The organism is Rhodococcus sp. NPDC049939 (assembly GCF_040656415.1).
Classification (GTDB): Bacteria; Actinomycetota; Actinomycetes; order Mycobacteriales; family Mycobacteriaceae; genus Rhodococcus_F.
In genome coordinates this window covers 92,456-115,666 of sequence record NZ_JBFAMC010000008.1, presented here as the reverse complement: position 1 = coordinate 115,666, position 23,211 = coordinate 92,456, and the positions used below count along the sequence as shown (strand labels likewise).

The 23,211-nt window shown below is 64.0% G+C and carries 22 protein-coding genes; 2 read left to right on the top strand and 20 right to left on the bottom strand.

The annotated features are described in order from the left end of the window. Window positions 1-441: 441 nt before the first annotated feature. From tyrS to infC, 19 genes are all read right to left on the bottom strand, one after another. Entirely contained in the window at window positions 442-1,719 is a 1,278-nt protein-coding gene (tyrS, locus tag AB0I57_RS19940; RefSeq protein ID WP_358339274.1) for a tyrosine--tRNA ligase, read from the bottom strand. A gap of 16 nt (window positions 1,720-1,735) precedes the next feature. Then, window positions 1,736-2,344 carry a DNA-3-methyladenine glycosylase gene (locus AB0I57_RS19935; RefSeq protein WP_358339271.1) on the bottom strand — a complete coding sequence of 203 codons (609 nt, stop codon included), beginning with the start codon at window positions 2,342-2,344 and terminating at the stop codon, window positions 1,736-1,738. Window positions 2,345-2,425: 81 nt separating this feature from the next. After that, complete coding sequence (locus tag AB0I57_RS19930; RefSeq protein ID WP_358339267.1) at window positions 2,426-2,665, bottom strand: Trm112 family protein; 240 nt, start codon at window positions 2,663-2,665, stop codon at window positions 2,426-2,428. Between the two features lie 34 nt (window positions 2,666-2,699). After that, on the bottom strand, window positions 2,700-5,657 hold the full coding sequence (locus tag AB0I57_RS19925) for an acyl-CoA synthetase (RefSeq protein WP_358339265.1): 2,958 nt from the start codon (window positions 5,655-5,657) through the stop codon (window positions 2,700-2,702). 136 nt (window positions 5,658-5,793) lie between these two features. After that, window positions 5,794-7,242 carry an argininosuccinate lyase gene (gene argH / locus AB0I57_RS19920; RefSeq protein ID WP_358339262.1) on the bottom strand — a complete coding sequence of 483 codons (1,449 nt, stop codon included), beginning with the start codon at window positions 7,240-7,242 and terminating at the stop codon, window positions 5,794-5,796. Window positions 7,243-7,244: 2 nt separating this feature from the next. Beyond that, window positions 7,245-8,444, bottom strand: a complete 1,200-nt coding sequence (locus AB0I57_RS19915) for an argininosuccinate synthase (RefSeq protein ID WP_358339259.1) — start codon at window positions 8,442-8,444, stop codon at window positions 7,245-7,247. A 48-nt stretch (window positions 8,445-8,492) separates the two neighbouring features. Further along, the gene (locus tag AB0I57_RS19910; protein WP_358339256.1) at window positions 8,493-8,999 is read right to left on the bottom strand and encodes an arginine repressor; all 507 of its coding nucleotides are present in this window, start codon (window positions 8,997-8,999) and stop codon (window positions 8,493-8,495) included. Beyond that, the gene (gene argF / locus AB0I57_RS19905; RefSeq protein ID WP_358339254.1) at window positions 8,996-9,934 is read right to left on the bottom strand and encodes an ornithine carbamoyltransferase; all 939 of its coding nucleotides are present in this window, start codon (window positions 9,932-9,934) and stop codon (window positions 8,996-8,998) included. Before argF ends, AB0I57_RS19910 begins: the two co-directional genes overlap by 4 nt. Window positions 9,935-9,939: 5 nt before the next feature. After that, window positions 9,940-11,139 (bottom strand): acetylornithine transaminase, encoded by a 1,200-nt coding sequence (locus AB0I57_RS19900; protein WP_358339251.1) that lies wholly within the window; start codon window positions 11,137-11,139, stop codon window positions 9,940-9,942. Then, complete coding sequence (gene argB, locus AB0I57_RS19895) at window positions 11,136-12,047, bottom strand: acetylglutamate kinase (protein WP_358339248.1); 912 nt, start codon at window positions 12,045-12,047, stop codon at window positions 11,136-11,138. The genes AB0I57_RS19900 and argB overlap by 4 nt, the downstream gene beginning before the upstream one ends. Continuing rightward, entirely contained in the window at window positions 12,044-13,273 is a 1,230-nt protein-coding gene (gene argJ, locus AB0I57_RS19890) for a bifunctional glutamate N-acetyltransferase/amino-acid acetyltransferase ArgJ (RefSeq protein WP_358339245.1), read from the bottom strand. The genes argB and argJ overlap by 4 nt, the downstream gene beginning before the upstream one ends. A gap of 11 nt (window positions 13,274-13,284) precedes the next feature. Beyond that, on the bottom strand, window positions 13,285-14,340 hold the full coding sequence (gene argC, locus AB0I57_RS19885; protein WP_358339242.1) for an N-acetyl-gamma-glutamyl-phosphate reductase: 1,056 nt from the start codon (window positions 14,338-14,340) through the stop codon (window positions 13,285-13,287). A 68-nt stretch (window positions 14,341-14,408) separates the two neighbouring features. Next, window positions 14,409-14,864, bottom strand: coding sequence for a hypothetical protein (locus AB0I57_RS19880; RefSeq protein WP_358339239.1), 456 nt, complete (start codon window positions 14,862-14,864; stop codon window positions 14,409-14,411). 41 nt (window positions 14,865-14,905) lie between these two features. After that, on the bottom strand, window positions 14,906-17,392 hold the full coding sequence (pheT, locus tag AB0I57_RS19875; protein ID WP_358339236.1) for a phenylalanine--tRNA ligase subunit beta: 2,487 nt from the start codon (window positions 17,390-17,392) through the stop codon (window positions 14,906-14,908). 67 nt (window positions 17,393-17,459) lie between these two features. Further along, the gene (gene pheS / locus AB0I57_RS19870) at window positions 17,460-18,542 is read right to left on the bottom strand and encodes a phenylalanine--tRNA ligase subunit alpha (protein WP_358339233.1); all 1,083 of its coding nucleotides are present in this window, start codon (window positions 18,540-18,542) and stop codon (window positions 17,460-17,462) included. A 94-nt stretch (window positions 18,543-18,636) separates the two neighbouring features. Further along, the gene (locus tag AB0I57_RS19865) at window positions 18,637-19,446 is read right to left on the bottom strand and encodes an RNA methyltransferase (RefSeq protein WP_358339230.1); all 810 of its coding nucleotides are present in this window, start codon (window positions 19,444-19,446) and stop codon (window positions 18,637-18,639) included. Between the two features lie 53 nt (window positions 19,447-19,499). Then, window positions 19,500-19,889, bottom strand: coding sequence for a 50S ribosomal protein L20 (gene rplT, locus AB0I57_RS19860; RefSeq protein WP_358339227.1), 390 nt, complete (start codon window positions 19,887-19,889; stop codon window positions 19,500-19,502). A 61-nt stretch (window positions 19,890-19,950) separates the two neighbouring features. Next, a complete protein-coding gene (rpmI, locus tag AB0I57_RS19855; RefSeq protein WP_358339224.1) occupies window positions 19,951-20,145 on the bottom strand; it encodes a 50S ribosomal protein L35 in 195 nt (64 codons plus the stop codon). A 46-nt stretch (window positions 20,146-20,191) separates the two neighbouring features. Further along, window positions 20,192-20,803, bottom strand: a complete 612-nt coding sequence (gene infC / locus AB0I57_RS19850; RefSeq protein ID WP_358339286.1) for a translation initiation factor IF-3 — start codon at window positions 20,801-20,803, stop codon at window positions 20,192-20,194. Between the two features lie 373 nt (window positions 20,804-21,176). Between infC and AB0I57_RS19845 the strand changes: the two genes are divergently transcribed. Further along, window positions 21,177-21,560 (top strand): DUF1844 domain-containing protein, encoded by a 384-nt coding sequence (locus AB0I57_RS19845; RefSeq protein ID WP_358339221.1) that lies wholly within the window; start codon window positions 21,177-21,179, stop codon window positions 21,558-21,560. Window positions 21,561-21,656: 96 nt separating this feature from the next. Here AB0I57_RS19845 and AB0I57_RS19840 read toward each other — a convergent pair whose 3' ends face one another. Further along, on the bottom strand, window positions 21,657-22,358 hold the full coding sequence (locus tag AB0I57_RS19840; protein ID WP_358339218.1) for a WYL domain-containing protein: 702 nt from the start codon (window positions 22,356-22,358) through the stop codon (window positions 21,657-21,659). Between the two features lie 111 nt (window positions 22,359-22,469). Here AB0I57_RS19840 and AB0I57_RS19835 point away from each other — a divergent pair, with 111 nt between their 5' ends. After that, the gene (locus tag AB0I57_RS19835) at window positions 22,470-23,207 is read left to right on the top strand and encodes an alpha/beta fold hydrolase (protein WP_358339283.1); all 738 of its coding nucleotides are present in this window, start codon (window positions 22,470-22,472) and stop codon (window positions 23,205-23,207) included. Window positions 23,208-23,211: the final 4 nt, after the last annotated feature.

Sequence of the window (23,211 nt, the reverse complement as noted above, 5' to 3'; positions counted from 1 at the left end):
GGGGCCGGCCAGACCAATGATGCGAGAAACCAAAAAACATTTGGCACTGACATTCATCGACACACTGTTGAGTTCTCAAAGAACACGCACACACCAGAACCACCAACACACATCAGCGGATCCGGGGCAACCGTTTCATCTTATCCCCCAACGCATCCCGGCGCAAACCGCAACACTTTGAAGGACCCCGAACACCAACCATCACACGATCGACATCCAGGAAATCAGGCGCCCCCGTACAACCTCGTAGCATCCACCCAACCGGTGAACGTCGGCGTCCGTGTCGCTCTGACCCGAACAAAGCTACGCCCACCCCACCACAAAAACCAAATCGCCTGGTCGCGCACTTTCAACATCCGAAATCAGCTGGTGAGTGACGCCGGATCGGGCACACCAAGCCTGGTTCGACCGCTCGGCTCGGTGTGCCCCGCCGCAAGCCAGCTAGCCTGCGAGCACTCTGATGCCGGCAAAGTTGCGCTTTCCGCGACGAATCACCAGCCATCTGCCGTGGAGCAAATCTGCGGACCCGGGAGTCCAGTCCTCACTGCCGATCTTCTGATTGTTGACCGAGGCGCCGCCTTCCTTCACGGTTCGACGGGCCGCCCCCTTGCTCTCACACAGACCACTGAGCACCAGCAGATCAACGATGCTGGAAGCCTGACCCGGTGCCAGATCCGCGACGGACGCTTCGCGAAGCGCAGCACCGAGGGTCGGTTCGTCCAAGTCCTGCAGCTCCGCGCGGCCGAACAGCGCATGGCTCGCCAACTCCACAGCGCGGGTGTTTTCTTCACCATGCACAAGCGTCGTCATCTCGGCCGCAAGTGCCCGTTGCGCCTCGCGGGCATGTGGTCGCTCTGCGGTCGCGATCTCGAGTTCCGCCAGTTCCTCTGCCGAGAGGAAGGTGAACCAGCGCAGGTACTTGATCACGTCGGCATCGCTGGTGTTCACGAAGTACTGGTACCAGGCGTAGGGACTCGTCATGTCCGGGTCGAGCCACAGGCTTCCGCCCCCAGTCGACTTTCCGAACTTCTTGCCGTCAGCCGAGGTAACCAGTGGAACTGTGAGGCCGTGAACCGATTCGGCGTCGACACGCCGGTTCAGTTCGACACCGGCGATGATGTTCCCCCACTGGTCGGACCCACCGACCTGCAACGTGCACCCATGATTTCGGCGTAGTTGTAGATAGTCATTCGCCTGCAGCAACATGTAACTGAACTCGGTGTAGGACATGCCGTCGGATTCGAGGCGACGTCTCACGGTGTCCCTGGCCAGCATCACGTTGACCGAGAAGTGTTTGCCGGTGTCACGCAGAAAATCGATGGCCGACAGTTTGCCGGTCCAGGTCATGTTGTTCTCGATGATCGCCCCGCTCGCGGAGTCGTCGAAGTCCACGAATCGCTCGAGTTGTCCTCGGATCCGGTCTGCCCACTCGGCAACCGTGTCGGCGGAGTTCAACGTGCGCTCGCCGATGTCGCGCGGATCACCGATCAACCCAGTTGCCCCGCCGGCAAGGACAATAGGGCGATTGCCCGCGCGCTGGAAGCGCTTCAGCGCCAGCAGGGGCACCAGATGGCCTGCATGCAGACTCGGTCCGGTCGGGTCGAAACCCGCATACAGTGTGACCGGCCCGGCGTCGAGATCACGGCGCAACGCGTCTAGATCGGTTGATTGGGCAATGAGTCCACGCCAGGTCAATTCATCGATGATGTTCTCAGTCACGCCTCGATCATCCCATTTACCACTCGACGACCCGCGCACGCGGGCTTCTGCGGTACGTGGAGACTGCCTCGGACTCCGGGATCCAGAAACGCCACGGCCGGTCAGCCGCGACGCCGACCCCGACGCGCGGGCCACAGTCCCAATTGCTCGCTGCCCCGATTTCGCATCGCACAGGGGAATCGTCCGCGAACAGGGCCACGCCGTTCTCTTCGAGTGTGACGCCGGTAGCCGAACCCAGATTGCCGGGACCCCGAGCCCAATCTGCAGGTCGTGCGGCGAGCGGCCTCCGGGCCCGAACCGTCGAACTGCCAGCGAGCACTTCCCCCGCCCGCAGGAGCACTCCGCCTGCGATTCCCACGGGTCCGTACGAAATATTCATGCAGTAGTGCACGCCGTAGCTGCGGTAGACGTACAAGCATCCTGCCGGACCGAACATCACCTCGTTGCGGGGTGTCTTGCCGCGGTACGAGTGGGACGCGGGATCGGGCCACGGCCCGTTTCGCTCCCCGCCGTACGCCTCCACTTCGACGATGCGGATGCGCACGTCGCCGACGATCAGCATGGACCCGAGGACGAGCTTGGCAGCGTCTACCGGGTCTGCCATGGCAAGTCGTTCGGCGGTCACCTATCGATTGTCCTCAACCGTTGACGCCGGAACACCGTGGTCACACAAACTCATCACATCAGGTCGACCAGTGCAGCAGCGCTAGCCCACAGAGTCGATACCCGACTGATCAGGATTCTCTCGAGACCTGGCGAGCAGCGCCTCGTGCTCCTCCGCGCTCACGTCTCGTGCTTCGTCGATAAGGAGGACCGGGATCCCGTTCTCGATTGGATACGCCCGCCTCAGCCTAGGGTTGTAAAGCAATTCGTCTCCGACGAGCAGCAGAGGGCCCTTGTCTTGCGGGCACGCGAGGATACCAAGCAACGTCGCATCTATGTCCACGGCAGTCCTCTCCAACCGATCCAGGTGAGCGCTGTCAGGTTACCGTGCGCTCGACTACGTCGGGCGAACCCTCCCGCAGCCCTGCGACTACTGCCTTCGTCAACCGTTTGTACTGATGCGAGGACCGATCCAGATACCACGCGCGCGTTCCCGGTTTCGGCAGCCCGCTCGCGCGCAAGGTATCGGCATTCGGGCGGTACGAAGACCCCAATGGGATGTCTGCCACCATGTGAACGATATCGGGACGCGACTCGAGCGGAAGCGCGCCGAGGGCATCGGAGATCTCCGCCACCCGAGGTACGCGCCCGTCGAGCAGGGTGAACGCGGCGACAGCCAACGTAATCCCCCCAACCTCCACGCCGTAGGCCACGGCCAGGTCGATCCGTTCGAAGGACACCAGGGCGTCCACGATCGGCTGTGTGAAGACAGGTCCTCTCGGCGTCGCGATCACAGTCTTCTTGTGATCGACCAACCAGTAGTCCCCGCCGGAATCGCGGCGGAAGAGATGTTCTGTCGGGATCCAGGCATCGCCGGCAGCGAAGATCCCACGTATCGCGCCACCTGACACCTCGGCGTGCACGCCTGCTCTGCCGAGAAGCAACCCGACCTCGCCATCCCCGCATTCCCTGATGAACCCCCGCTCGTCCTCGATCAGTCGACCCTCGATCGGATCGAAGCCGGCTAGTCGTACTTCCGCGCTACCCGGCAGGGGGCGCCCCTTCGCCCCGACCTTGACCCCGGCCACATTCGCAAGAACCACATCACCCTCGGTGGAGGCATAGAACTCGAGGACCTTCGCCGGCGCGAATTGCTCTGTCGTCCGGCGCCACAGCCCCTGCGGCATTCCTGAGCCGATGAAGAGCCGGATGGGGTAGCCCCCGTCGTGGACGATGCTGTCGGAATCGAGGATTTCACGCATCATCGTCCACGTGTAGCTGACCACCGTCACGCCGTATCGGTGGACCTCTTCGTCGAACCTCTCTGGGTCGAGACCCCGGGTGAGCGCGAGCCTCGACCCACCCGCCAGTGCCCCACCGATTGCGGCGAGCAAAGTCGACGAATGGTGCAGAGGAGCAAGGCAATATACGGTGTCGCCGCGGTCGAGATCGGCGGAAGATGCCGTTCCGAACGCGGACAGAGCCCACCGGTAGTTGGTGATCCGCTTCATCTCCCACTGCCCACTGGCCTCACTGCAGATGATGAAGGCCAACTCACGTGCGACACCCGAATCGGGCCTGTACCAACCCGGTAGCGACACCTCTTTGGGATCGATCTGCTCGAGGTCCACGACATCCGCTGACGGGTCGACGTCGAGGCTGCGGAGGTCACCGCCACCCAGTACGAGAATCTGGATTCCGCTCGTGATCACGGAGTCGAGATTCTCCGGATCGACCACTATGTGTTCCACACCGTCCTGGTGCAGGACAGAGCTGATATCCCGTCCAGGGGGCAGCAGAACTGCCACCGCGCCGAGGCGTGAAAGGGCTGCGATCGCGACCAGCGCGCTGGGGCGCGTGTGCATCACGACGCCGACGTGGGCTGCGGGACGAACACCTGCTTGGATCAACCCGCGGACCACGTTGTCGATCCGCTGGTTCACAGCTTCGTATGTGTGGACGCTGTTGTCGAACAGGAAGCACTCCCCGTTGGGTGCCTTCTTGCGCTGCTCAGCCAGTAACCGGCTCAAGGAAATTTGAGTATGCGGCTGAATCTGATCCAGCCGGGCCAGTCGTGGCAGTGCCCGGGTCGCTTCGCCAGACAACTCCACCGTTCCCCGTAGCGCACCCGACGCGAAATCGCTGATTCCCTTACCGACCCCGACACTTACCTCGGCGACCGATGCCACGGTGTGCATGATGCGATCACTCACGGTGACACCCGATTTGCGGCGCACACTTGCGTCGTGGCGCATTACCGACAGCTCGGAGGGCCGCTTACCGAGTCCCTCGGTCCACAAAACGAAACGTCCGGCGGTGGGCCACGTGCGAGTTGCGGCAGAGGAACCGACAACGAGCCCGAAATGCCCCGCTCGCAAGGTAGATTCGAAGACCTTTGCGCGAGGGGCTGCACGGCGGATGCCACGAACCGCCACTGGTTGCCCTATATCGTCGACCTCACCGACGAACGCGAGGATCGGGCACGTCAGTTCCGCAAGCGAGACCACCTGGTCCTTGATCACGAATCCACCGGTCATCATCCGGTTGTGCGCGATGAATTGCTTGAGCAACTCCGCGACCGCAGGACCGGACCACGCCACCCAACCGTCGGAAGCAAGGAATCGCCGTTGCTGTTCACGAGGAAGCAACGCCTCCCGATCGTGGAGTTGCCTGACGAAGTCGACGCGCGATTTGAGAGTCTTGACCGGGTCGAGGAGTTGAAAACCCGTACGCGCCATCCAACTCGACACCGCTAGTCGGTTGAAGACGTGATCCGCGAGGAAGTCGGCTGCATCGGAGGCCAGCCCGGCGGGGATGCCGAACGGAAGCCCGGCAAGAGTGTCGACCGGACTTCCGAAGGTGACCAGACTCGCGATGTTGCGACTGCGACGGTATGCCGCCGCCTGGTACGCGAACATCCCACCTTGCGAGTATCCGGAGAGATGGACGTCACGTCCGGTGTGCGTATGAACTTGGTCGATGATCTCGCTGATGGCGATCACGTGATCGGCAAGATTGCGATCCCAGCCACCCTCTTCGGAGTCGGGCGAGCCGAAGTCCACGACCCACGGATCGATGCCCATGTCGTGCAGGATGCCGACAGCACCCTGGTCCCGCGTCACGTCGTAGACGTCGGCGGACATCATCATGGGTGGAACGAGAACGATCGGAGGTCCAGCTTCGGCGGTATCGGGAAAGTACCTCCGAAGCCGATACATCGTCGACCGTTCGATCACCTCGAATGGTGATGTAGTCACGCCCGTCTCGAGTCCACCGAGACGAACGACCTCCAACCCGTTCTGCGCCGTAGCCACAACGCGTCGAATGGTCCCCATCACCGATTCGGTAGTCGATCCCACAAACACTCCCCCCAAAGCCTCTCGAGTTTCTAACGCACGCCTACTTTGACCCGCCCTCACACTACTGCGTCAATGCGCATAGCGCGGCATTGAACTCGGGCGTCCTACCTGCTCAACGACACCACTGCCGCAATGACTCCGACAGCTGACGGATCCCGCCGAGTTGCTCGGCCACGCGGGTACCTGCCGTACCGCCCCTTGCGCTGCGTGAGGCAATCGAGCCCTCGACGGTGAGCACCTCCCGCACGCTCGGAGTAAGAGCTGGGTCGACCGCTGCGAGTTCGTCGTCGGTGAGATCCTCGAGCCCGGCACCACGCGCCTCGGCAACGCGGACGCACGCCCCTGCTGCCTCGTGTGCGACCCGAAAAGGTACGCCGCGACGTACCAACCACTCGGCGATGTCGGTGGCCAACGTGAAACCCGCCGGCGCCAGTTCCGCCATTCGGTCGGTGTGAAACTCGAGCGTCGAGACCAGCCCGGTGATCGCAGGCAGCAACAGTTCGAGCTGCGCGACCGAGTCGAAGACCGGCTCCTTGTCCTCCTGCAGATCCCTGTTGTAGGCGAGCGGCTGCGCCTTCAACGTGGCCAGGAGCCCGGTCAGGTTGCCGATGAGCCGACCCGACTTCCCTCGCGTCAGCTCGGATACATCCGGATTCTTCTTCTGCGGCATGATCGAGGAGCCCGTCGACCAGGCGTCGGCAAGCGTGATGTAGCCGAATTCCGGGGTGCTCCAGAGGATCACCTCCTCAGCCATCCGAGACAGATCCACACCGATCATCGCGAACACGAAAGCCGCCTCGGCCGCGAAATCGCGCGAGGAGGTGGCGTCGATCGAGTTCTCGGCCGCCGAGTCGAAGTCCAACTCGTCCGCAATCGCATCGGGGTCGAGCCCGAGAGAGGACCCTGCTAGCGCACCGGAACCGTAGGGCGACACCGCCGCCCGCTTGTCGAGGTCCCGCAGGCGCTCCACATCGCGCAGCAGCGGATGCGTGTGCGCGAGCAAGTGATGCGCAAGCAGCACCGGCTGTGCCGCCTGCAGGTGCGTCTTGCCGGGCATCACCGCCGCCGGGTGCGCTGCGGCCTGCGTGGCGAGCGCGTCGACGATGTCGAGGACTCCGTCGGCGACGCGTCGTACGGCATCACGCAGCCACATCCGGAACAGTGTGGCCACCTGGTCGTTGCGTGAACGACCTGCCCGCAATCGGCCGCCGACCTCCGGGCCGACACGCTCGATCAGTCCGCGCTCGAGTGCGCCGTGCACGTCCTCGTCGGTCTCGGCGGGAACGAATGCCCCGCTCTGAACGTCGCCGCCGAGCCGCGCCAGTCCGTCGAGCATGCTCTCGAGGTCGGCGTCACTGAGCAACCCAGCCTTGTGCAGCACGCGCGCATGCGCTTGCGAGGCCCGGACGTCGTAGGGAGCCAGCGCCCAGTCGAAGTGCGTGGACTTGCTCAGTGCCGCCATGGCGGCGGCCGGCCCGGACTCGAACCGCCCGCCCCACAGCGCTCCTTCGACGGTGACGCCTTCACGGGAAGCGGCCCCCGTATCGCCTTGCTCGGACACGGCTACAGACCCAGGTCGCGCTTTGCCGCGACCTTGGAGGACAGGCCGTGGATGTTGACGAATCCCTTGGCGTACGACTGGTCGAAGGTGTCGCCCTCGTCGTAGGTGGCCAGGTTGAAGTCGTACAGGGACTCGGGGCTACGGCGGCCGTTGACAGTGATCGCCCCGCCGTGCAGGAACAGGCGGATGTCGCCGGTGACCCGCTCCTGGCTCTTCTGCACGAACGCGTCCAGCGCGGTCTTGAGCGGCGAGAACCACAGGCCGTCGTAGACCAGCTCGCTCCACCGCTGCTCCATCTGACGCTTGTAGCGGCCCAGCTCGCGCTCGAGGGTGACGTGTTCGAGCTCCTGATGCGCTTTGATGAGCACCATCGCGCCCGGGGCCTCGTAGACCTCACGGCTCTTGATGCCGACGAGACGATCCTCGACGACGTCGAGACGGCCGACGCCCTGGGCACCGGCACGCTTGTTGAGTTCCTGGATCGCTTCGAGCACGGTGACGGACTTGCCGTCGATCGCAACGGGCTTGCCCGCCTCGAAGCTGATGATCAGCTCGTCTGGGCTGTTCCAGTTGAGCGTCGGGTCCTGGGTGTAGTCGTAGACGTCCTTGGTGGGGGCGTTCCACAAGTCTTCGAGGAATCCCGTCTCGACCGCACGGCCCCACACGTTCTGGTCGATCGAGAACGGCGAGCGCTTGGTGACGTTGATCGGAATGTTGTTCTCCTCGGCGAAGGAGATGGCCTTCTCACGAGTCCAGGCGTAGTCGCGGACCGGTGCGATGACGTCGAGGTCGGGCGCGAGGGCACCGAAGCCCACCTCGAAGCGCACCTGGTCGTTGCCCTTACCGGTGCAGCCGTGGGACACCACCGTGCCACCGTGGTCGCGTGCGGCCTTCACAATGTGCTTGACGATCAGTGGACGGCTGATGGCCGACACCAGCGGGTAGCGGTCCATGTAGAGCGCGTTGGCCTGAATGGTCGGCAGGCAGTACTCGTCAGCGAACTCGTCGCGGGCATCGACTACGACCGACTCGACCGCGCCGCAGTCGAGGGCACGCTGACGCACGACCTCCATGTCCTCACCGCCCTGGCCGAGATCAATGGCGACAGCAACGACTTCCTTGCCCGTCTCCTTACCGATCCAGCTGATGGCGACTGAGGTGTCCAGCCCGCCCGAGTAGGCGAGTACGACGCGATCGGCCATGGTGCTTGTGCTCCTTAGGTTGACTATCTGTAGAGACGATTCAAGTTGTCAGGCGAGATGTTCTATCTTGGCGGCCAGTTCCGACCCACTGAGCGGCTCACGAGCCACCACGAGAATGGTGTCGTCGCCGGCGATTGTTCCCACGACGTCGGTTAATGACGCCCGGTCGAGTGCACTGGCCAGGTAGTGCGCTGCTCCCGGCGGAGTTCGCAGCACCGCCAAGTTGCCACTGGCGTCCGTCGAGACCAACAACTCCCCCAGCAACCGCGAGAGGCGGTCCGTTCCGCCGGAAACGCCACGCACGGGATTCCCGTCCTCGGGCACCATGTACACCCCGGCTCCGCCATCGGCGGCCCGAAGTTTCACGGCACCAAGCTCTTCGAGGTCACGTGACAAGGTGGCCTGGGTGGCTTCGATGCCTTCGGCTGCGAGCAGCGTGGCGAGTTCCGTCTGGCTGCGCACGGGGTTGTTCGAGAGGAGGTCGACGATCCGCGCCTGTCGTCCGGCGCGCGTCGGTGCCGTCGCAGCGTTGGCGGCACGCTGGGCGGCATTCACGGTCGTTCTCCCGTCCGCTGCGCCAGCAGCCACACCAGTAGCGCCTTCTGCGCGTGGAGACGGTTTTCAGCTTCGTCCCAGACGACGCTCTGAGGTCCGTCGAGTACGGCGTCGGTGATCTCCTCGCCGCGGTGAGCGGGTAGACAGTGCAGGACCACAGCGTCGGAATCGGCCTTCGCGAGCAATGCCTCGTTTATCTGGAACGGCCGGAATGGGCCGACACGGTCGAGTCCGTCGTTCTCCTGCCCCATCGAAGTCCACGTGTCAGTCACGAGAGCATCTGCACCGACGACCGCCGATTGCGGATCAGAACTGACGGTGAGAGTGGCACCGGTCGAGGCGGCCCGAGCCCTTGCCGCTTCGACGACCCACGGCAGGGGCTCGAATCCGGTGGGGCTAGCAATGGTGACGTCGATTCCCGCAGTGACACCGCCGAGTATCAGGGAGTGCGCCATATTGTTGGCGCCGTCGCCGAGGTAGGTGAGTTTGAGCCCGACGAGTGAACCCTTCTGCTCGTTGAGCGTCTGGAGGTCGGCGAGCACTTGGCACGGGTGGAACTCGTCCGACAACGCGTTCACGATCGGGACGTCGGCGCCAGATGCCATCGCCTCCAACCTCTTCTGTCCGAAGGTGCGCCAAACGACGGCATCGACGTATCGGGACAGAACTCGGCCCGTATCCTGCAGCGTCTCCTCACGGCCGAGTTGCGTGCTGCGCCCGTCGACGACGACCGCGTGCCCGCCGAGTTGAGCGATACCCACCTCGAACGAAAAACGTGTGCGAGTCGAGTTCTTCTCGAAAATCACCCCCACAGCCCGTGGGCCCTCCAGCGGCCGTTCCGCGAAAGGATCCTTCTTCAACCTGGCTGCAAGTTCGAGTACTTCCGCCTGTTGTGTAGGGGTGAGGTCATCATCCCGGAGAAAGTGTTTCACCACGATCGTTACCGCTTTCCCGGCTGAGCCGCCGATTGCGTGTTCTCGAGAATTGAGGGCAGTGCCGCGACGAAACCTTCTGCCTGATCGTCGGTAAGCACAAGCGGCGGAGCCAACCGCACAACACCTGGTTGCGCTGCGTTGACCAGATATCCGGCATCGCGTGCGGACTTCTCCACTGCAGACGCAACGTCCCTTGTCAGGACTATTCCCAGCAGCAGTCCGGCACCACGCACGTGATCGATCAACGGGTGTCCGATTCCTTCGATCCCGGCGAACAGCGTCTTCCCGAGCGACTCCGCACGTGAAATCAGGTCGTCCTCAGCGATCGTTCGCAACACAGCGAGCGCTGCTGCTGCGCATACGGGGTTCCCGCCGAATGTACTGCCGTGCTTTCCCGGGCCGAGAAGATCCGCGGCCACGCCGGTTGCGATACAGGCACCGATTGGCATCCCGCCACCAAGTCCCTTTGCGAGAGTTATGACGTCGGGGACTATCCCGCAAGCCTGGTACGCGTAGAACGATCCCGTTCGGCCGATGCCGGTCTGCACCTCGTCGAGCACGAGCAGCGCACCTCGGTCCGCGGTGATTTTCCGGGCGCCGACGAGATAGCCCTCGGGCGGAACGACGACACCGCTCTCGCCCATCATCGGCTCCAGGAAGACGGCCGCAGTGTCCGCGTCGACGGCGCGGTCGAGAGCCTCGAGATCGCCGTAAGGCACGTGCTCGACCCCCGGAGGCATCGGCTCGAAAGGCTCACGCTTCGCGGCCTGTCCGGTCAGTGCAAGGGCACCCATGGTCCTGCCGTGAAATGACTTCTCCGCAGCGATGATCTTCGATCGACCTGTAACCCGTGCAAGTTTGAACGCCGCTTCGTTGGCCTCGGTTCCAGAGTTGGAGAAGAACACCCGCCCCGGCGCACCTACGTGGGAGAGCAGCCGCTCGGCCAGCTCGATCGCCGGTTCGCTGGCGTACAGGTTCGATACGTGTCCGAGCGTCGAGAGTTGAGTGGTAACGGCCTCGATGATCGCCGGGTGCCCGTGCCCGAGGATGTTCACCGCGATGCCGGCCAGAAAGTCCACGTACTCCTTGCCGTCAGCGTCAGTCAGTACCGCACCCCGACCACGTGCGAGCGCCACCGCTGGAACGCCATATGTGTTCATTACGGCGTTGGACCAGCGTTGCCGGAATTCGTCGGTTCCGGTCATGAGACAACTCCCTCGGTAGATGAAATGTGGGCGGGTGTAACCATCGTGCCGATGCCCTTGCCGGTGAAGAGTTCGAGAAGAACGGAGTGGGGGACGCGGCCGTCGATGACGTGCGCGGTCGGTACGCCCCCTCGCACAGCCCGCAGGCATGCCTCCATCTTCGGAACCATGCCTGCGTCGAGACTCGGTAGCAGTTGTTCGAGAGCGACGACATCGATCTCGGTCGTCAGCGAATCACGATCCGGCCAGTTGGTATAGAGCCCTTCGACATCGGTGAGAACCACAAGCTTCTCTGCGTCGATGGCCTCGGCGAGCGCAGCGGCGGCGGTATCGGCGTTGATGTTGTGCACCACACCGTCCGAGTCGGGCGCGATGGTGGAGACCACTGGGATTCGACCCGCACCTATCAGGTCACAGACTGCCTCCGGATTCACGGTCGTCACGTCACCGACGAGCCCGATGTCGGTCGATTGGCCCTCGACGATCACAGTCCGCTTCGTGGCAGTGAACAAGTGCGCGTCCTCACCCGAGATCCCGACGGCGTAGGGCCCGTGCGCGTTGATCAATCCGACCAGTTCGCGACCGACCTGACCGAACAGAACCATGCGGACAACCTCCATCACCTCCGGAGTGGTGACGCGGAAGCCTCCTTTGAATTCACCTGTCATGCCGAGCCTATTGAGCATGGCGGTGATCTGTGGGCCACCGCCGTGCACGACAACCGGGTGAATTCCGACGGTCCGCAAGAACGCCATGTCCGCCGCGAACGCTGTTTTCAACCCGGCGTCGATCATGGCGTTGCCGCCGTACTTGACGACCACGACCTTGTCGCGGAACTGCTGTAGCCACGGCAACGCCTCCGCGAGGACGTGCGCCTTCTGGTGATCGGTAATTCCCTCGAGCGTCATGACGAGTACGCCGAATTCTCTTCTACATACGCGTGCGACAAGTCGGTGGTCCGAATGGTGGCCGCATGGCTGCCGACACCGAGATCTATGTCGAGGGCGATGTCCATGCCGCTCAGATCCACCTCACGCGCGCCCGGTGTGCCCACGGCATCGACACAGACGGGGAAGCCGTTGAACGAGACGGCGATCTTGTTCGGATCCAAGTCGATCGGCGCCATGCCGATGGCGGCCACGACGCGACCCCAATTGGGATCTGAACCGAAAAGCGCCGTCTTGACCAGGCTGTCACGGGCGACGGTCCGGGCACCGACGAGAGCGTCATCTTCGCTGGCTGCGCCTCTGACCGTGACTCGCACCCGCTTGGTCACACCCTCCGCGTCGGACATCATCTGGTCGGCGAGGTCATCACAGACGGCGAGCACGGCGGCGTCGAGTTCTTCCTGGGTGGGGGTGACGCCGCTCGCACCGGAGGACAACAACAACACCGTGTCGTTGGTCGATGCCGAACCGTCGATGTCGAGTCGATCGAATGTAACTCGAGTGGCTGCGCGTAGCGCGGAATCGAGTTGCGCAGCGGTCGCGACCGCATCGGTGGTGATCACGCAGAGCATCGTGGCGAGCGCTGGCGCGAGCATGCCCGCACCTTTCGCCATTCCTCCGACGTTCCACTGGTCCACGTGGTGAAGCGCGGCTTGCTTCGGAACCGTGTCCGTCGTCATGATCGCGTACGCGGCATCCATACCACCGGAGATACCACCCGCAAGCGCCTGAACTGCCTCGGTGACACCGGGCAGCAGCTTGTTCATGGGGAGCCGATCTCCGATCAGTCCGGTGGAGCACACGGCTACCTCGACGGCGCCGGTCTCGGTTCCCCAGGTGGTGAGCGCGGTTGCGACTTCCTCGGCAGTCCTGTGAGTGTCCTGGAATCCGCCCGGACCGGTACAGGCGTTGGCCCCACCCGAGTTGAGCACCACAGCGCGCAATCGACCCGTTGTGAGCACCTGCTGCGACCACAACACCGGGGCAGCCTTCACCTTGTTCGACGTGAAGACGCCTGCGGCCGTGAGATCAGGGCCCTCGTTGAAGAGCAGGGCCAGGTCCGCGTTTCCGCTGGACTTGATCCCTGCCTTTACCCCGGAGGCGCGAAAACCTGCCGGACCAGTAATTCCCTGGCTGCGAATCAGCCTGCCGCCGCCCACTTCCCGCGCCGAGTGAGCGTCGAACACGTGGCTACTGTTCACGGGGCAACTCCCACGGTCGAGAGACCAGCGGTCTCGGGTATTCCAAGTGCAAGATTCATCGATTGCACCGCGCCTCCGGCGGTGCCCTTCGTAAGATTGTCGATTACGGCGACCACGACGATCTGACCAGCCTCTGAGTCGACCGTCACCGCTATATGAACCGCGTTCGATCCGATGACAGCCCCACTCTGCGGCAGCACACCGGCTGGAAGAACATGAACGAAAGGCTCATTCGCGTAGGCCTTTTCGTAAATTGCTCGTACCTCAGCCTCGGTCGCCGTGGTGACGGCAGTGCAGGTGGCCAGAATGCCGCGCGGCATCGGTGCGAGTACGGGTGTGAACGATACTGTGACTCGTTCACCGGCGAGTTCAGAGAGGTTCTGAATGATCTCGGGAGTATGACGATGGACGCCTCCCACGCCGTAGGCGCGGGCGGAGCCCATGATCTCGGAGCCCAGCAAATCGGCCTTGAGAGCCCGTCCGGCACCTGAGCTTCCGGTGACAGCAACGATCGTGACCCGGGGCTCGACTACACCGGCGGCGACCGCAGGGGCCATCGCCAGGCTCGAAACCGTAGGGAAGCATCCGGGAACGGCGATGCGAGTGGCACCGGACAACTTCTCGCGGGCACCCGGAAGCTCGGGGAGTCCGTAGGGCCAGCTGCCTGCGTGTGGACTCTTGTAGTACTGCTCCCAGTCTTCGGCGTTGGTCAGCCGGAAGTCGGCACCACAGTCGATGATGACCGTGGACTCGGGAAGTGCCCTCGCATATTGTGCCGAATTACCGTGTGGCAGACCGAGAAACACGACATCGTGTCCGGCCAGAGTCTCGACGGTGGTGTCTTCGAGCACTCGCTCGGCGAGGGGAAGAAGATGCGGATGATGTGAGCCCAGGGTCGATCCCGCATTGCCGCCGGCAGTGAGCGCACCGATGACGAGCGAACCGTCCGCGTACAGCGGGTGCCCCAGCAGTAGACGCAACACCTCACCACCGGCGTATCCGCTTGCGCCGGCGACGGCAATCCTGATCGGGTCTCCCGATTGCTCAATCATGTGAGTCATTATGCATCATCGTGCAATCTAATGCACACGCGGGTGCCTCGCACCCACGAATCGGGTGGTCACTGTTTACCCAGCGACCGCCGAATCTCCTCGAGTTTGGCCTTACCCGCCTTCTTACGCGCTTCCCACTGCTCGTCCAGTGACTTGCCCGACGCGCTTTCGTGGGCAAGTTCCGAACTTCCCATCGCAGTCGCTGAGCGTCCCTCTATCCGATCGCGGACATGATCGAACGTCGGAACACCCTCCTGCGTGTAGTCAGGAGCTGGAGTACTGCCGGACATATAGCCGGGAACGGGCATCCCGGTATCGATTTCGGGTACGACCTCGGCGGTAACCGGGTCCTCCGACGGGAGCGCACCGACAGCTCCGCCGACCGGAACGGTAGCGCCGGGATCCACCACTGCCAGTAGCCCGCCGAGACCAGGACGCCCTGCCGCGACCTTACGCACCACCTCGAGGAATTCGGCGTCCGTCAATCGGCTGGCGGCCGCCGCGACATCGTGCACATCACTCATGACACTGCTCCTTGCCTCGGGCTCTCCCCCAAGGCTACTGATCAGCTGCGCAGTTCGGCGCCGACTGCAGCGGAGGCAGCAGCGACTGCTGCGTCCCGGGCGGCACTCGCCTCGTCCTCGGTGAGGGTGCGATCGTGGCCACGGAATCGAAGCGCGAACGCCAGCGACTTCCGGCCCTGACCGACCTGTTCACCCTCGAACACGTCGAACAACCGGACGTCCTCCAGAAGTTCGCCGCCACCCGACTGCAGTGCCGCTTGCACGTCGGCCGCAGGCACAGTGGCGTCGACGACGACTGCCACATCCTGGAGCACCGCCGGGAAGGGTGACACCGCCGGAGCCGGCAAGTTCTCCACCAGCGGGAGGGCGTCGAGGTCGATCTCCACGGCACACGTTCGCGGAGGTAGCCCAGCGCGTTCGAGAACGGCCGGATGCAGCTCGCCCGCGTGCCCTACGACTTCGCCGTCCACGAGAAGTTCCGCCCCCCGGCCCGGATGCCAGGGCTGGTAAACCGTGGCGCGGAATTCGAGTTCGACCCCGGCCGCCGCCGCTATCGTACGGGCGGCGGCAAAGGCATCGGTGGCATCCGCGAGGCGCCCGGGGCCCCACGGTCCACTCAGCTCACGCTGACCGGTGAGAACCGCCGCCACATGCACGGGCTGGGCGGGCAGCGACTGCTCGAGCGCCGCAATCTCCTCGTCGGTCGGTCTGCGATCCACCGGGATCGCGTCGACGGGCTTGTCTTCCGCACCCGGCAATACGACCTGCGCGATCCCGAACAGCGACAAGTCGCGCTGGCCTCGGGAGGTGTTGCGTGCCAGGACTTCGAGAAGTCCTGGCAGCAGGGTTGTAGCCAGTTCCGGGCGATCCGACTCGAGCGGGTTGAGGACCTTGGTGGTCCTCCGGCGCGGATCATCCGGGTCCAGGCCCCAGGTGTCGAACACCGCCGACGGCAGAAACACCGGAGGCGGGATCTCGACGTATCCGGAGAACGCCATTGCTCGGCCCACAGCACGCTTGCGGCGCTGAGACTGTGTCAGCCCACGTCCCGCAGGTGCAGTGGGAAGTACCGACGGAATTTGTTCCAAGCCCTCGAGCCGCAGCACTTCCTCCACCAGGTCGGCGGGCTGCACAAGGTCGGGCCGCCACGAAGCCGGGGTGGCCACGAGCTGCCCGTGACCGCTGTCGCTGACTCCGACCTCGACGTTGCAGCCGATCTGAGTAAGCCTCCGAGCGGCGGTGCCGGTTGGGTAATCGATCCCAGCGACGCGGTCGGGAAGGTCGATGTCCATGCGGATCGGATCGTGCTGTGTTGCCGCACCGATGTCCGTGAGTACCGGCTCGATGCGTCCACCCGCGATGTCCACCAGCAGGGATGCCGCCCGGTCCAACGCCGCGACGGGAATCTCGGGGTCGACCACTCGCTCGAAGCGCTTGCTGGCCTCGCTCGACAGCTTGTGCCTGCGGGCGGTCCTGAACACGGCGAGCGGATCCCACGTGGCCGCCTCGAGCAGGATGTCGGTACTCCCGGACGAAACCTCGGTGGTCGCGCCACCCATGATTCCAGCCAGCGAAACCACACCCGAATCGTCGGCGATCACGACGTCCTCGGGGTCGAGGACGCGTTCTGTCTCGTCGAGAGTCGTCAGCTTCTCCCCGGATTCGGCGCGACGCACCACGAGTTCACCGCTGATCTTGGCCGCGTCGAACGCGTGCAGCGGCTGGCCCAGTTCGAGAAGAACGTAGTTGGTGACATCGACGGCCGGCGAGATCGGGCGCACACCGGACAACAGCAACCGACGCTGCAACCACCACGGGCTCACCGCGTTCGGGTCGATACCCGTCACACGGCGGGCGACGAATCGGGTCGCTTTCGACGCGGGGTCTACACGGATCGGCCAAGCCTCCCCTTCGGCAGGAAGAGGCGTCACGAACGCCGGATCCGCGAACTCGAGGTCGAACGCGCAAGCCAACTCCCGCGTCAGGCCGCGCACCGAGAAGCAGTAGCCGCGGTCCGGAGTGATGTTGAGTTCGACGACGGTGTCTTGCAGTCCGATCAACTCGTTGGCATCCGCGCCTGGCAACGCAGTACCCGGTTCGAGAACGAGGATGCCCGTGTGGTCCTTGCCGATACCGAGTTCGGCCACCGAGCAAATCATTCCATCCGAGACCTGGCCGTACGTCTTGCGGGATGCAATGGCGAAACCGCCGGGAAGGACCGCACCGGGGAGCGCGACCACCACGAGATCGCCCTCGGAGAAGTTGCGAGCACCACACACGATTCCTCGCGGCTGCGGCTCACCGACGTCGACCGTGCAAAAGCGGATCGGCTTCTTGAACTCCGTAAGCTCGGTGATCTCGACGACCCTGCCCACCACGAGCGGGCCTTCGACGGGCTCCAGTTCTTCGACTTCCTCCACCTCGAGCCCGACCCGGACGAAGCCGGCATCGAGTTCCCCCGCAGTGACATCCCAGTCCGGGGTACCACGTTGCAAGATCTCGGTCAGCCAGGATTGCGCTACTCGCACGTCTACTCAGCTTTCTCGTTCGTCAAGATGTCGTAACTGATGGTGGACGGGGTTCCGGCAACGCCGGTCAGCCCTCAATACCGAAGGGCAGCGTGAATCGCACGTCACCCTCGACGATGTCGCGCATGTCCGGGATACCGTTGCGGAACTGGAGCGTGCGCTCGAGCCCCATACCGAATGCGAACCCGGTGTAGACCTCAGGGTCGATTCCGCAGGCGCGCAGTACCTTCGGATTGACCATTCCGCATCCACCCCACTCGACCCAGCCTGCGCCGCCCTTCTTGTCCGGGAACCAGACGTCGACCTCTGCGGACGGTTCCGTGAACGGAAAGTAGTTCGGGCGCATCCTTGTGCGGGTCTCGGGGCCGAACAAGGCGCGGGCGAATGCGTCGAGTGTGCCGCGCAGGTGGGCCATGGTGAGGCCCTTGTCGACTGCGAGTCCCTCCACCTGCGAGAAGACGGGTGTGTGTGTTGCGTCGAGTTCGTCGGTGCGGAAAGTGCGCCCGGGACACACCACATATATAGGCAGTTCACGCGAGAGCATCGTGCGCACCTGAACCGGGGACGTGTGGGTGCGGAGCACCTGCCGCGAGCTCTCGGGCGCAATATGGAACGTATCCTGCATCGTCCGTGCCGGATGGTCGGGAAGGAAGTTGAGAGCATCGAAATTGAACTGCTCCGTCTCGACCTCGGGCCCCTCGGCTACCTCCCAGCCCATTGCAACGAATACATCCGCGACCTCCTCAGAGATGACGCTGATCGGGTGACGGGCACCGACGGGCTGACGCTGCGATGGCAGCGTCACATCGATCGCCTCGGCAACCAGGACGGCAGCGTCGCGCTCGGCCAGCAGCACGGCTCGTCGCTCGTCGAAGGCTGCGCTGATCCGCGTGCGGGCGACATTCACGCGTTTGCCCGGCTCGGCCCTTTCCTTCCCCGGAAGGGCACCGAGCCCACGGCGAGCCAGCGCGATCGGAGATTTGTCGCCCAGGTGCTCCACCTTGGCCTGCGCCAAGTCATCCAGATCGTTTGCTGAAGCGAACGCCTTCTCAGCGCTTTCCGCGGCAGCAGTCAACGCATCCTCGGTGAGCACGCTCACGTCGACCGTGCCATCGCCCCCCGTGGACGCAGCGCCCTCATTATTTGCCACGGCCGGTGCCACTCCTTCAAGTTGGTTCAGTCAGCAGTCTCGACGAAACCGAAACAGCTCGCCTCAAATCCTATGCGATCCGATTCTCTGCTCTTCAGTTGTCGGATTGTCTGCGGTTCTGCACCCGCGCACTCGAGTACAGGCAGATAGACGCCGCGGTGGCCATGTTGAAACTCTCGGCACGACCGTGGATGGGAATTCGGACGCGGTGGTCAGCACGTGCCAAGGTGGCCGAGTCGAGACCGTGAGCCTCGTTCCCGAACAGCCATGCTGTCGGCCGACTCAACAACTCGTCGGCGTCGTCGAGGTCGACTTCGCCGTTCGCCGCGGCCGCGAGCAACTGGATTCCGGCCGCGTTGATGCTCTCGAGCACAGCCACCGTGTTCCGTTCACGTGCCACCGGCAGGTGAAACAGACTCCCAGCCGAGGCTCGAACACACTTGCCATTATGTGGATCGACACTGTCTCCCGCGAGAATCGCGGCGTCGGCGCCCACCGCGTCCGCGACCCGGATGACAGTTCCCGCATTTCCCGGTTCTGCCACCGCAACAGGCACCGCGAGGAGTCGCGACTTGCAACCGACCACTTCGGACAGAGGGACGTCGAGCAGATCGCAGACCGCAACGAGACCGGGAGGGGTCACGGTGTCACTCAATACCCGAGCCGCCCGATCCGTCACCAGCGCTGTGCGAACACCAGCGGCATGCGCCCGCTCGATCAACCCGCCATGCCGCCGTTGCGCGTCCTCGGTATAGAAGAAATCGTGCACGGCACAGGTCTCGAGAGCCTCGACAACAGAGTTCTCGCCCTCCACCAGGAACCGACCTTGCTTTCGGCGTTCCACGGCTCGCAGCAGCTTGACAGCGGAAACGACCCGCGGTGTGCGCTCGGTGAGCGGTTCCACGGGTCGTTTCCGAGACTCGACGGGCCGGGGCTCGCCAGGCCTGGGTGCCAGACTCAGGCCGCTTCCCCGGCGGGAGCGTTCACGTCCGCAGGGAGAGCAGCCTTCGCGAGTGCGACCAGGCCTGCGAAAGCTTCGGCGTCAGAGACAGCCAACTCGGCAAGGTTCTTTCGGTCGACCTCGATCTCGGCAAGACGCAGACCCTGGATCAGCCGGTTGTACGTGATGTCGTTCGCCCTTGCGGCGGCGTTGATACGCGTGATCCACAACTTGCGGAAGTCGCCCTTGCGCGCGCGGCGGTCGCGGTATGCGTAAGTCAGCGAGTGGAGCTGCTGTTCCTTGGCCTTGCGGTACAGGCGCGAACGCTGTCCGCGGTAGCCGCTAGAGGCTTCGAGAATCGAACGACGCTTCTTGTGGGCGTTTACCGCCCTCTTTACGCGTGCCACTGAAGAATCCTGTCAATCTAGGGGCGGTGGGCCGCCCCGGGTGGTCAATAAGAGTGTCGACTCAGATGCCGAGCAGGCGCTTGACGCGAGGGGTGTCTGCCTTGCTCACGACAGCCACACCATCGAGGCGACGGGTCACCTTCGTGGGCTTGTGCTCGAGCAGGTGGCGGCGACCGGCCTTCTGGCGCAGGATCTTTCCGCTACCGGACACCTTGAAGCGTTTCGCGGTGCCACTGTGGGTCTTCGACTTTGGCATGGAGTCCTCAGTTCTTCTGTATACGGGTCGTGCTGGTGTATTCGGACTAGCTGGTCGGTGCTTCGCCCGGCGTGCCGCCGGTTTCCTCCGTAGCACGTTGCGCTGGTCGCGCGGCGGCACTTTCCTGCGCCTTCGCGCGAGTCTTCGCACCCTTGTGCGGAGCGAGCACCATCGTCATGTTTCGGCCGTCCTGCTTCGCGGATGTCTCCACGAACCCGAGGTCCGCCACATCAGCGCCCAGGCGCTGCAGCAGTCGGAACCCGAGCTCCGGTCGCGACTGTTCACGGCCGCGGAACATGATCGTGACCTTGACCTTCGACCCTGCTTCGAGGAAGCGCACGACGTTGCGCTTCTTGGTCTCGTAGTCATGATCGTCGATCTTGGGGCGGAGCTTCTGCTCCTTGATGACTGTGAGTTGCTGGTTCTTGCGCGACTCACGAGCCTTCTGCGCGGCCTCGTACTTGAACTTGCCGTAGTCCATGATCTTGCAGACCGGCGGACGAGCATCGGGGGCCACCTCGACCAGGTCGAGATCGGCCTCGAGGGCCAAGCGGAGTGCATCTTCAACACGCACAATGCCAACCTGTTCGCCTCCGGGCCCGACGAGGCGAACCTCGGGAACTCGGATGCGATCGTTGATGCGGGTCTCAGTGCTGATGGGGCCTCCTAGGTTGAACGGTCTTGTCTCGAGACCGCCAGCAGCCCGGACGCCCGGGTCCCCAACAAAAAAGCCCCGCAGTGAATGAATTCACCATGCGGGGCCCGATGTCGACCGATCAGACGAAGCTCACGGCTGACGCCGATGCCTCGTCTCCTCGAACTCGAGGAACTCGAACCGACAATCCGCGGAACGAGCGACCGGACCGCTGAGCTGCAGTTTCACCTGCCGCGCAGAGGTGGGAGTCGGACTCCACTTGCTGCCCCCGATAATCCGAAGGCGGTCGTGAGGACAAGAATATCATTCGGCGCACTTCGCGAGCTAATCGATACCGGAGCATCGCGCTGCAGTTCCAAGTGGAATCCTCTAGGTCATGCAGGAGAACCTCGAAGACACCCCGGATGGCGGCGCACCCACAGCCGCTGACCCAATTACCGACGTCCGGGAACTCGCCGACGTTCCCGCCGTCGAGGTCATCAGCCGCGCAGCGGTCATGCTCATGAGTTCGGCCGCTGAGAAACTCGGACTCTCACACCCCGACCCGCAGTCCAGTCCGCACCTCGACCTCGACGAAGCCCGGCGCGTCATCACCGCCCTCGCCGGTCTCGTGACCGCCTCCGTCGAGTACCTCGGACCACACGCAGGCCCGATCCGTGAAGGTCTTCAGGCTCTTCAACGGGCGTTTCGCGAAGCATCGGCGTATCCGGACGAGCCAGGCAAGGGTCCCGGCGAGAAGTACACCGGCCCAGTGCACTGATTCGGCTTGTCGAATCGACCGGTGCACCGATTCGGCGAAGCCCGAGGCTGTGCAGAAGTCGGCGGAGGTGATCGGGTTGCGGGCCCAAGTCCGGGCTCAGGCGCCGAACACCGACCGTGCGTCGGGCGGCGGTTCACCGAAGAGTTCTGGATCGCGGGGCACGAATGTGCGGCGAGTGATCCTGGCGTCGGCCACCCTGTCGAGTCGGAACCACCGGACTCCGTCGCGGGTCCGGCACCAAGCGACAACGAACCAGGCACCATAACTGTGCGCGAGAAGGTGCGGTTCGACCACGCGTTCGGTGCGCCGCCCCTCCTTGTCGACGTAGCAAAGCGACACCAGCACATCACGTTGGAGAGCCTCCTCCACGACACCACGTATGCGCGCTCCGGTGCTCGTATCTCGGGTTGCCTGCCGAATCCACACCCGCGCCCCCAGTTTCGCGACCCGCTCACGCGACTGCGAGTCCATCACGTCGAGCAACTTCGCCAGCGCAGCGCGGCCCTCAGGAGCGAAAGGCACGTCGCCACAGACCGTGAGGGCAATCGCTACCGACACCGCCTGTGCCGGTGTGAAGTTCACGGGAGGAAGCGTCGCGTTTCCCACGATTTCGTAGCCGCCGCCCGGACCCGCGGCGGATCGAATAGCTACTCCCGACGACTGGAGAACGGCGATATCGCGCTTGATCGTCCGTGTGGTCACCTCGAACTGCGCCGCCAATTGCTCTGAGGTACGTCCGCGCGTCCCTGCCCGGCGGAGCTCCTCGGAAAGTGCGTGCAGTCGTGCCGGACGGTCCATGCACGCAGTCTGCCCAAAGCGCACCGCGAATTTCCACTCGCGCGGCACGTGTTTCGTTATCCGACTGTGACGAAAACGGTGACACCCAGGCGTCACCGTCTCCGCTCGATACTGACTCCCATGACAGAGAGCACTACTCGAACGCACATCATTCTCGTACCCGGATTCTGGCTGGGCGCCTGGTCATGGGGCGCCGTTGCCGCCGGCTTGGCCGATCGAGGCCACCGAGTCACGGCAGTAACTCTCCCCGGACTCGATTCGACCGAATCCGACCGCAGCACAATCAGTCTCGAGGATCACATTTCCGCGCTCGTCGACGTGATTTCCACGACGACAGCCAGAGAGCGCACACTGCTAGTCGCGCACAGCGGTGCCGGCCCGGTCGCGTATGGCGCGAGCGATCGGGTGCCGAACCAGCTCAACGGGATCGTGTACGTCGACAGCGGTCCGCTGCAGAACGGCGCCGCGCTACGGCCAGACCTCGATCCTTCGGTGTCGGAGATCCCGCTGCCCGACTGGCCGGATCTCGAGGCCGACGGGAGCAGCCTCGAAGGATTGGACGAATCGATGCTCGCGGCTTTTCGAGCACGTGCTGTCCCCCAGCCGGCGGGCCCGGCACGCGACGCCTTCGAACTGACTAACCCACGGCGCTTCGATGTGCCGTCAACGGTGGTCTGCTCCAGCTTCCCCTCAGACACCATTGCGCAGATGTCCGCAGCCGGTCACCCGATGGTCGCCGAACTGTCACGACTGACCAAGGTCGAGTACGTAGATCTTCCGACCGGACACTGGCCGATGTGGTCCCGCCCCGCCGACCTGACGGCGGCGATCGATGGGGCCGCCTGCTGACCCG

What these genes read in the sequence shown, in the direction of transcription:
- AB0I57_RS19925 (WP_358339265.1), bottom strand. Translation starts at nt 5,657, where the DNA reads ATGGGGACCATTCGACGCGTTGTGGCTACGGCGCAGAACGGGTTGGAG.
- AB0I57_RS19915 (WP_358339259.1), bottom strand. Translation starts at nt 8,444, where the DNA reads ATGGCCGATCGCGTCGTACTCGCCTACTCGGGCGGGCTGGACACCTCA.
- AB0I57_RS19900 (WP_358339251.1), bottom strand. Translation starts at nt 11,139, where the DNA reads ATGACCGGAACCGACGAATTCCGGCAACGCTGGTCCAACGCCGTAATG.
- argB (WP_358339248.1), bottom strand. Translation starts at nt 12,047, where the DNA reads ATGACGCTCGAGGGAATTACCGATCACCAGAAGGCGCACGTCCTCGCG.
- argC (WP_358339242.1), bottom strand. Translation starts at nt 14,340, where the DNA reads ATGATTGAGCAATCGGGAGACCCGATCAGGATTGCCGTCGCCGGCGCA.
- AB0I57_RS19880 (WP_358339239.1), bottom strand. Translation starts at nt 14,864, where the DNA reads ATGAGTGATGTGCACGATGTCGCGGCGGCCGCCAGCCGATTGACGGAC.
- rpmI (WP_358339224.1), bottom strand. Translation starts at nt 20,145, where the DNA reads ATGCCAAAGTCGAAGACCCACAGTGGCACCGCGAAACGCTTCAAGGTG.
- AB0I57_RS19845 (WP_358339221.1), top strand. Translation starts at nt 21,177, where the DNA reads ATGCAGGAGAACCTCGAAGACACCCCGGATGGCGGCGCACCCACAGCC.
- AB0I57_RS19840 (WP_358339218.1), bottom strand. Translation starts at nt 22,358, where the DNA reads ATGGACCGTCCGGCACGACTGCACGCACTTTCCGAGGAGCTCCGCCGG.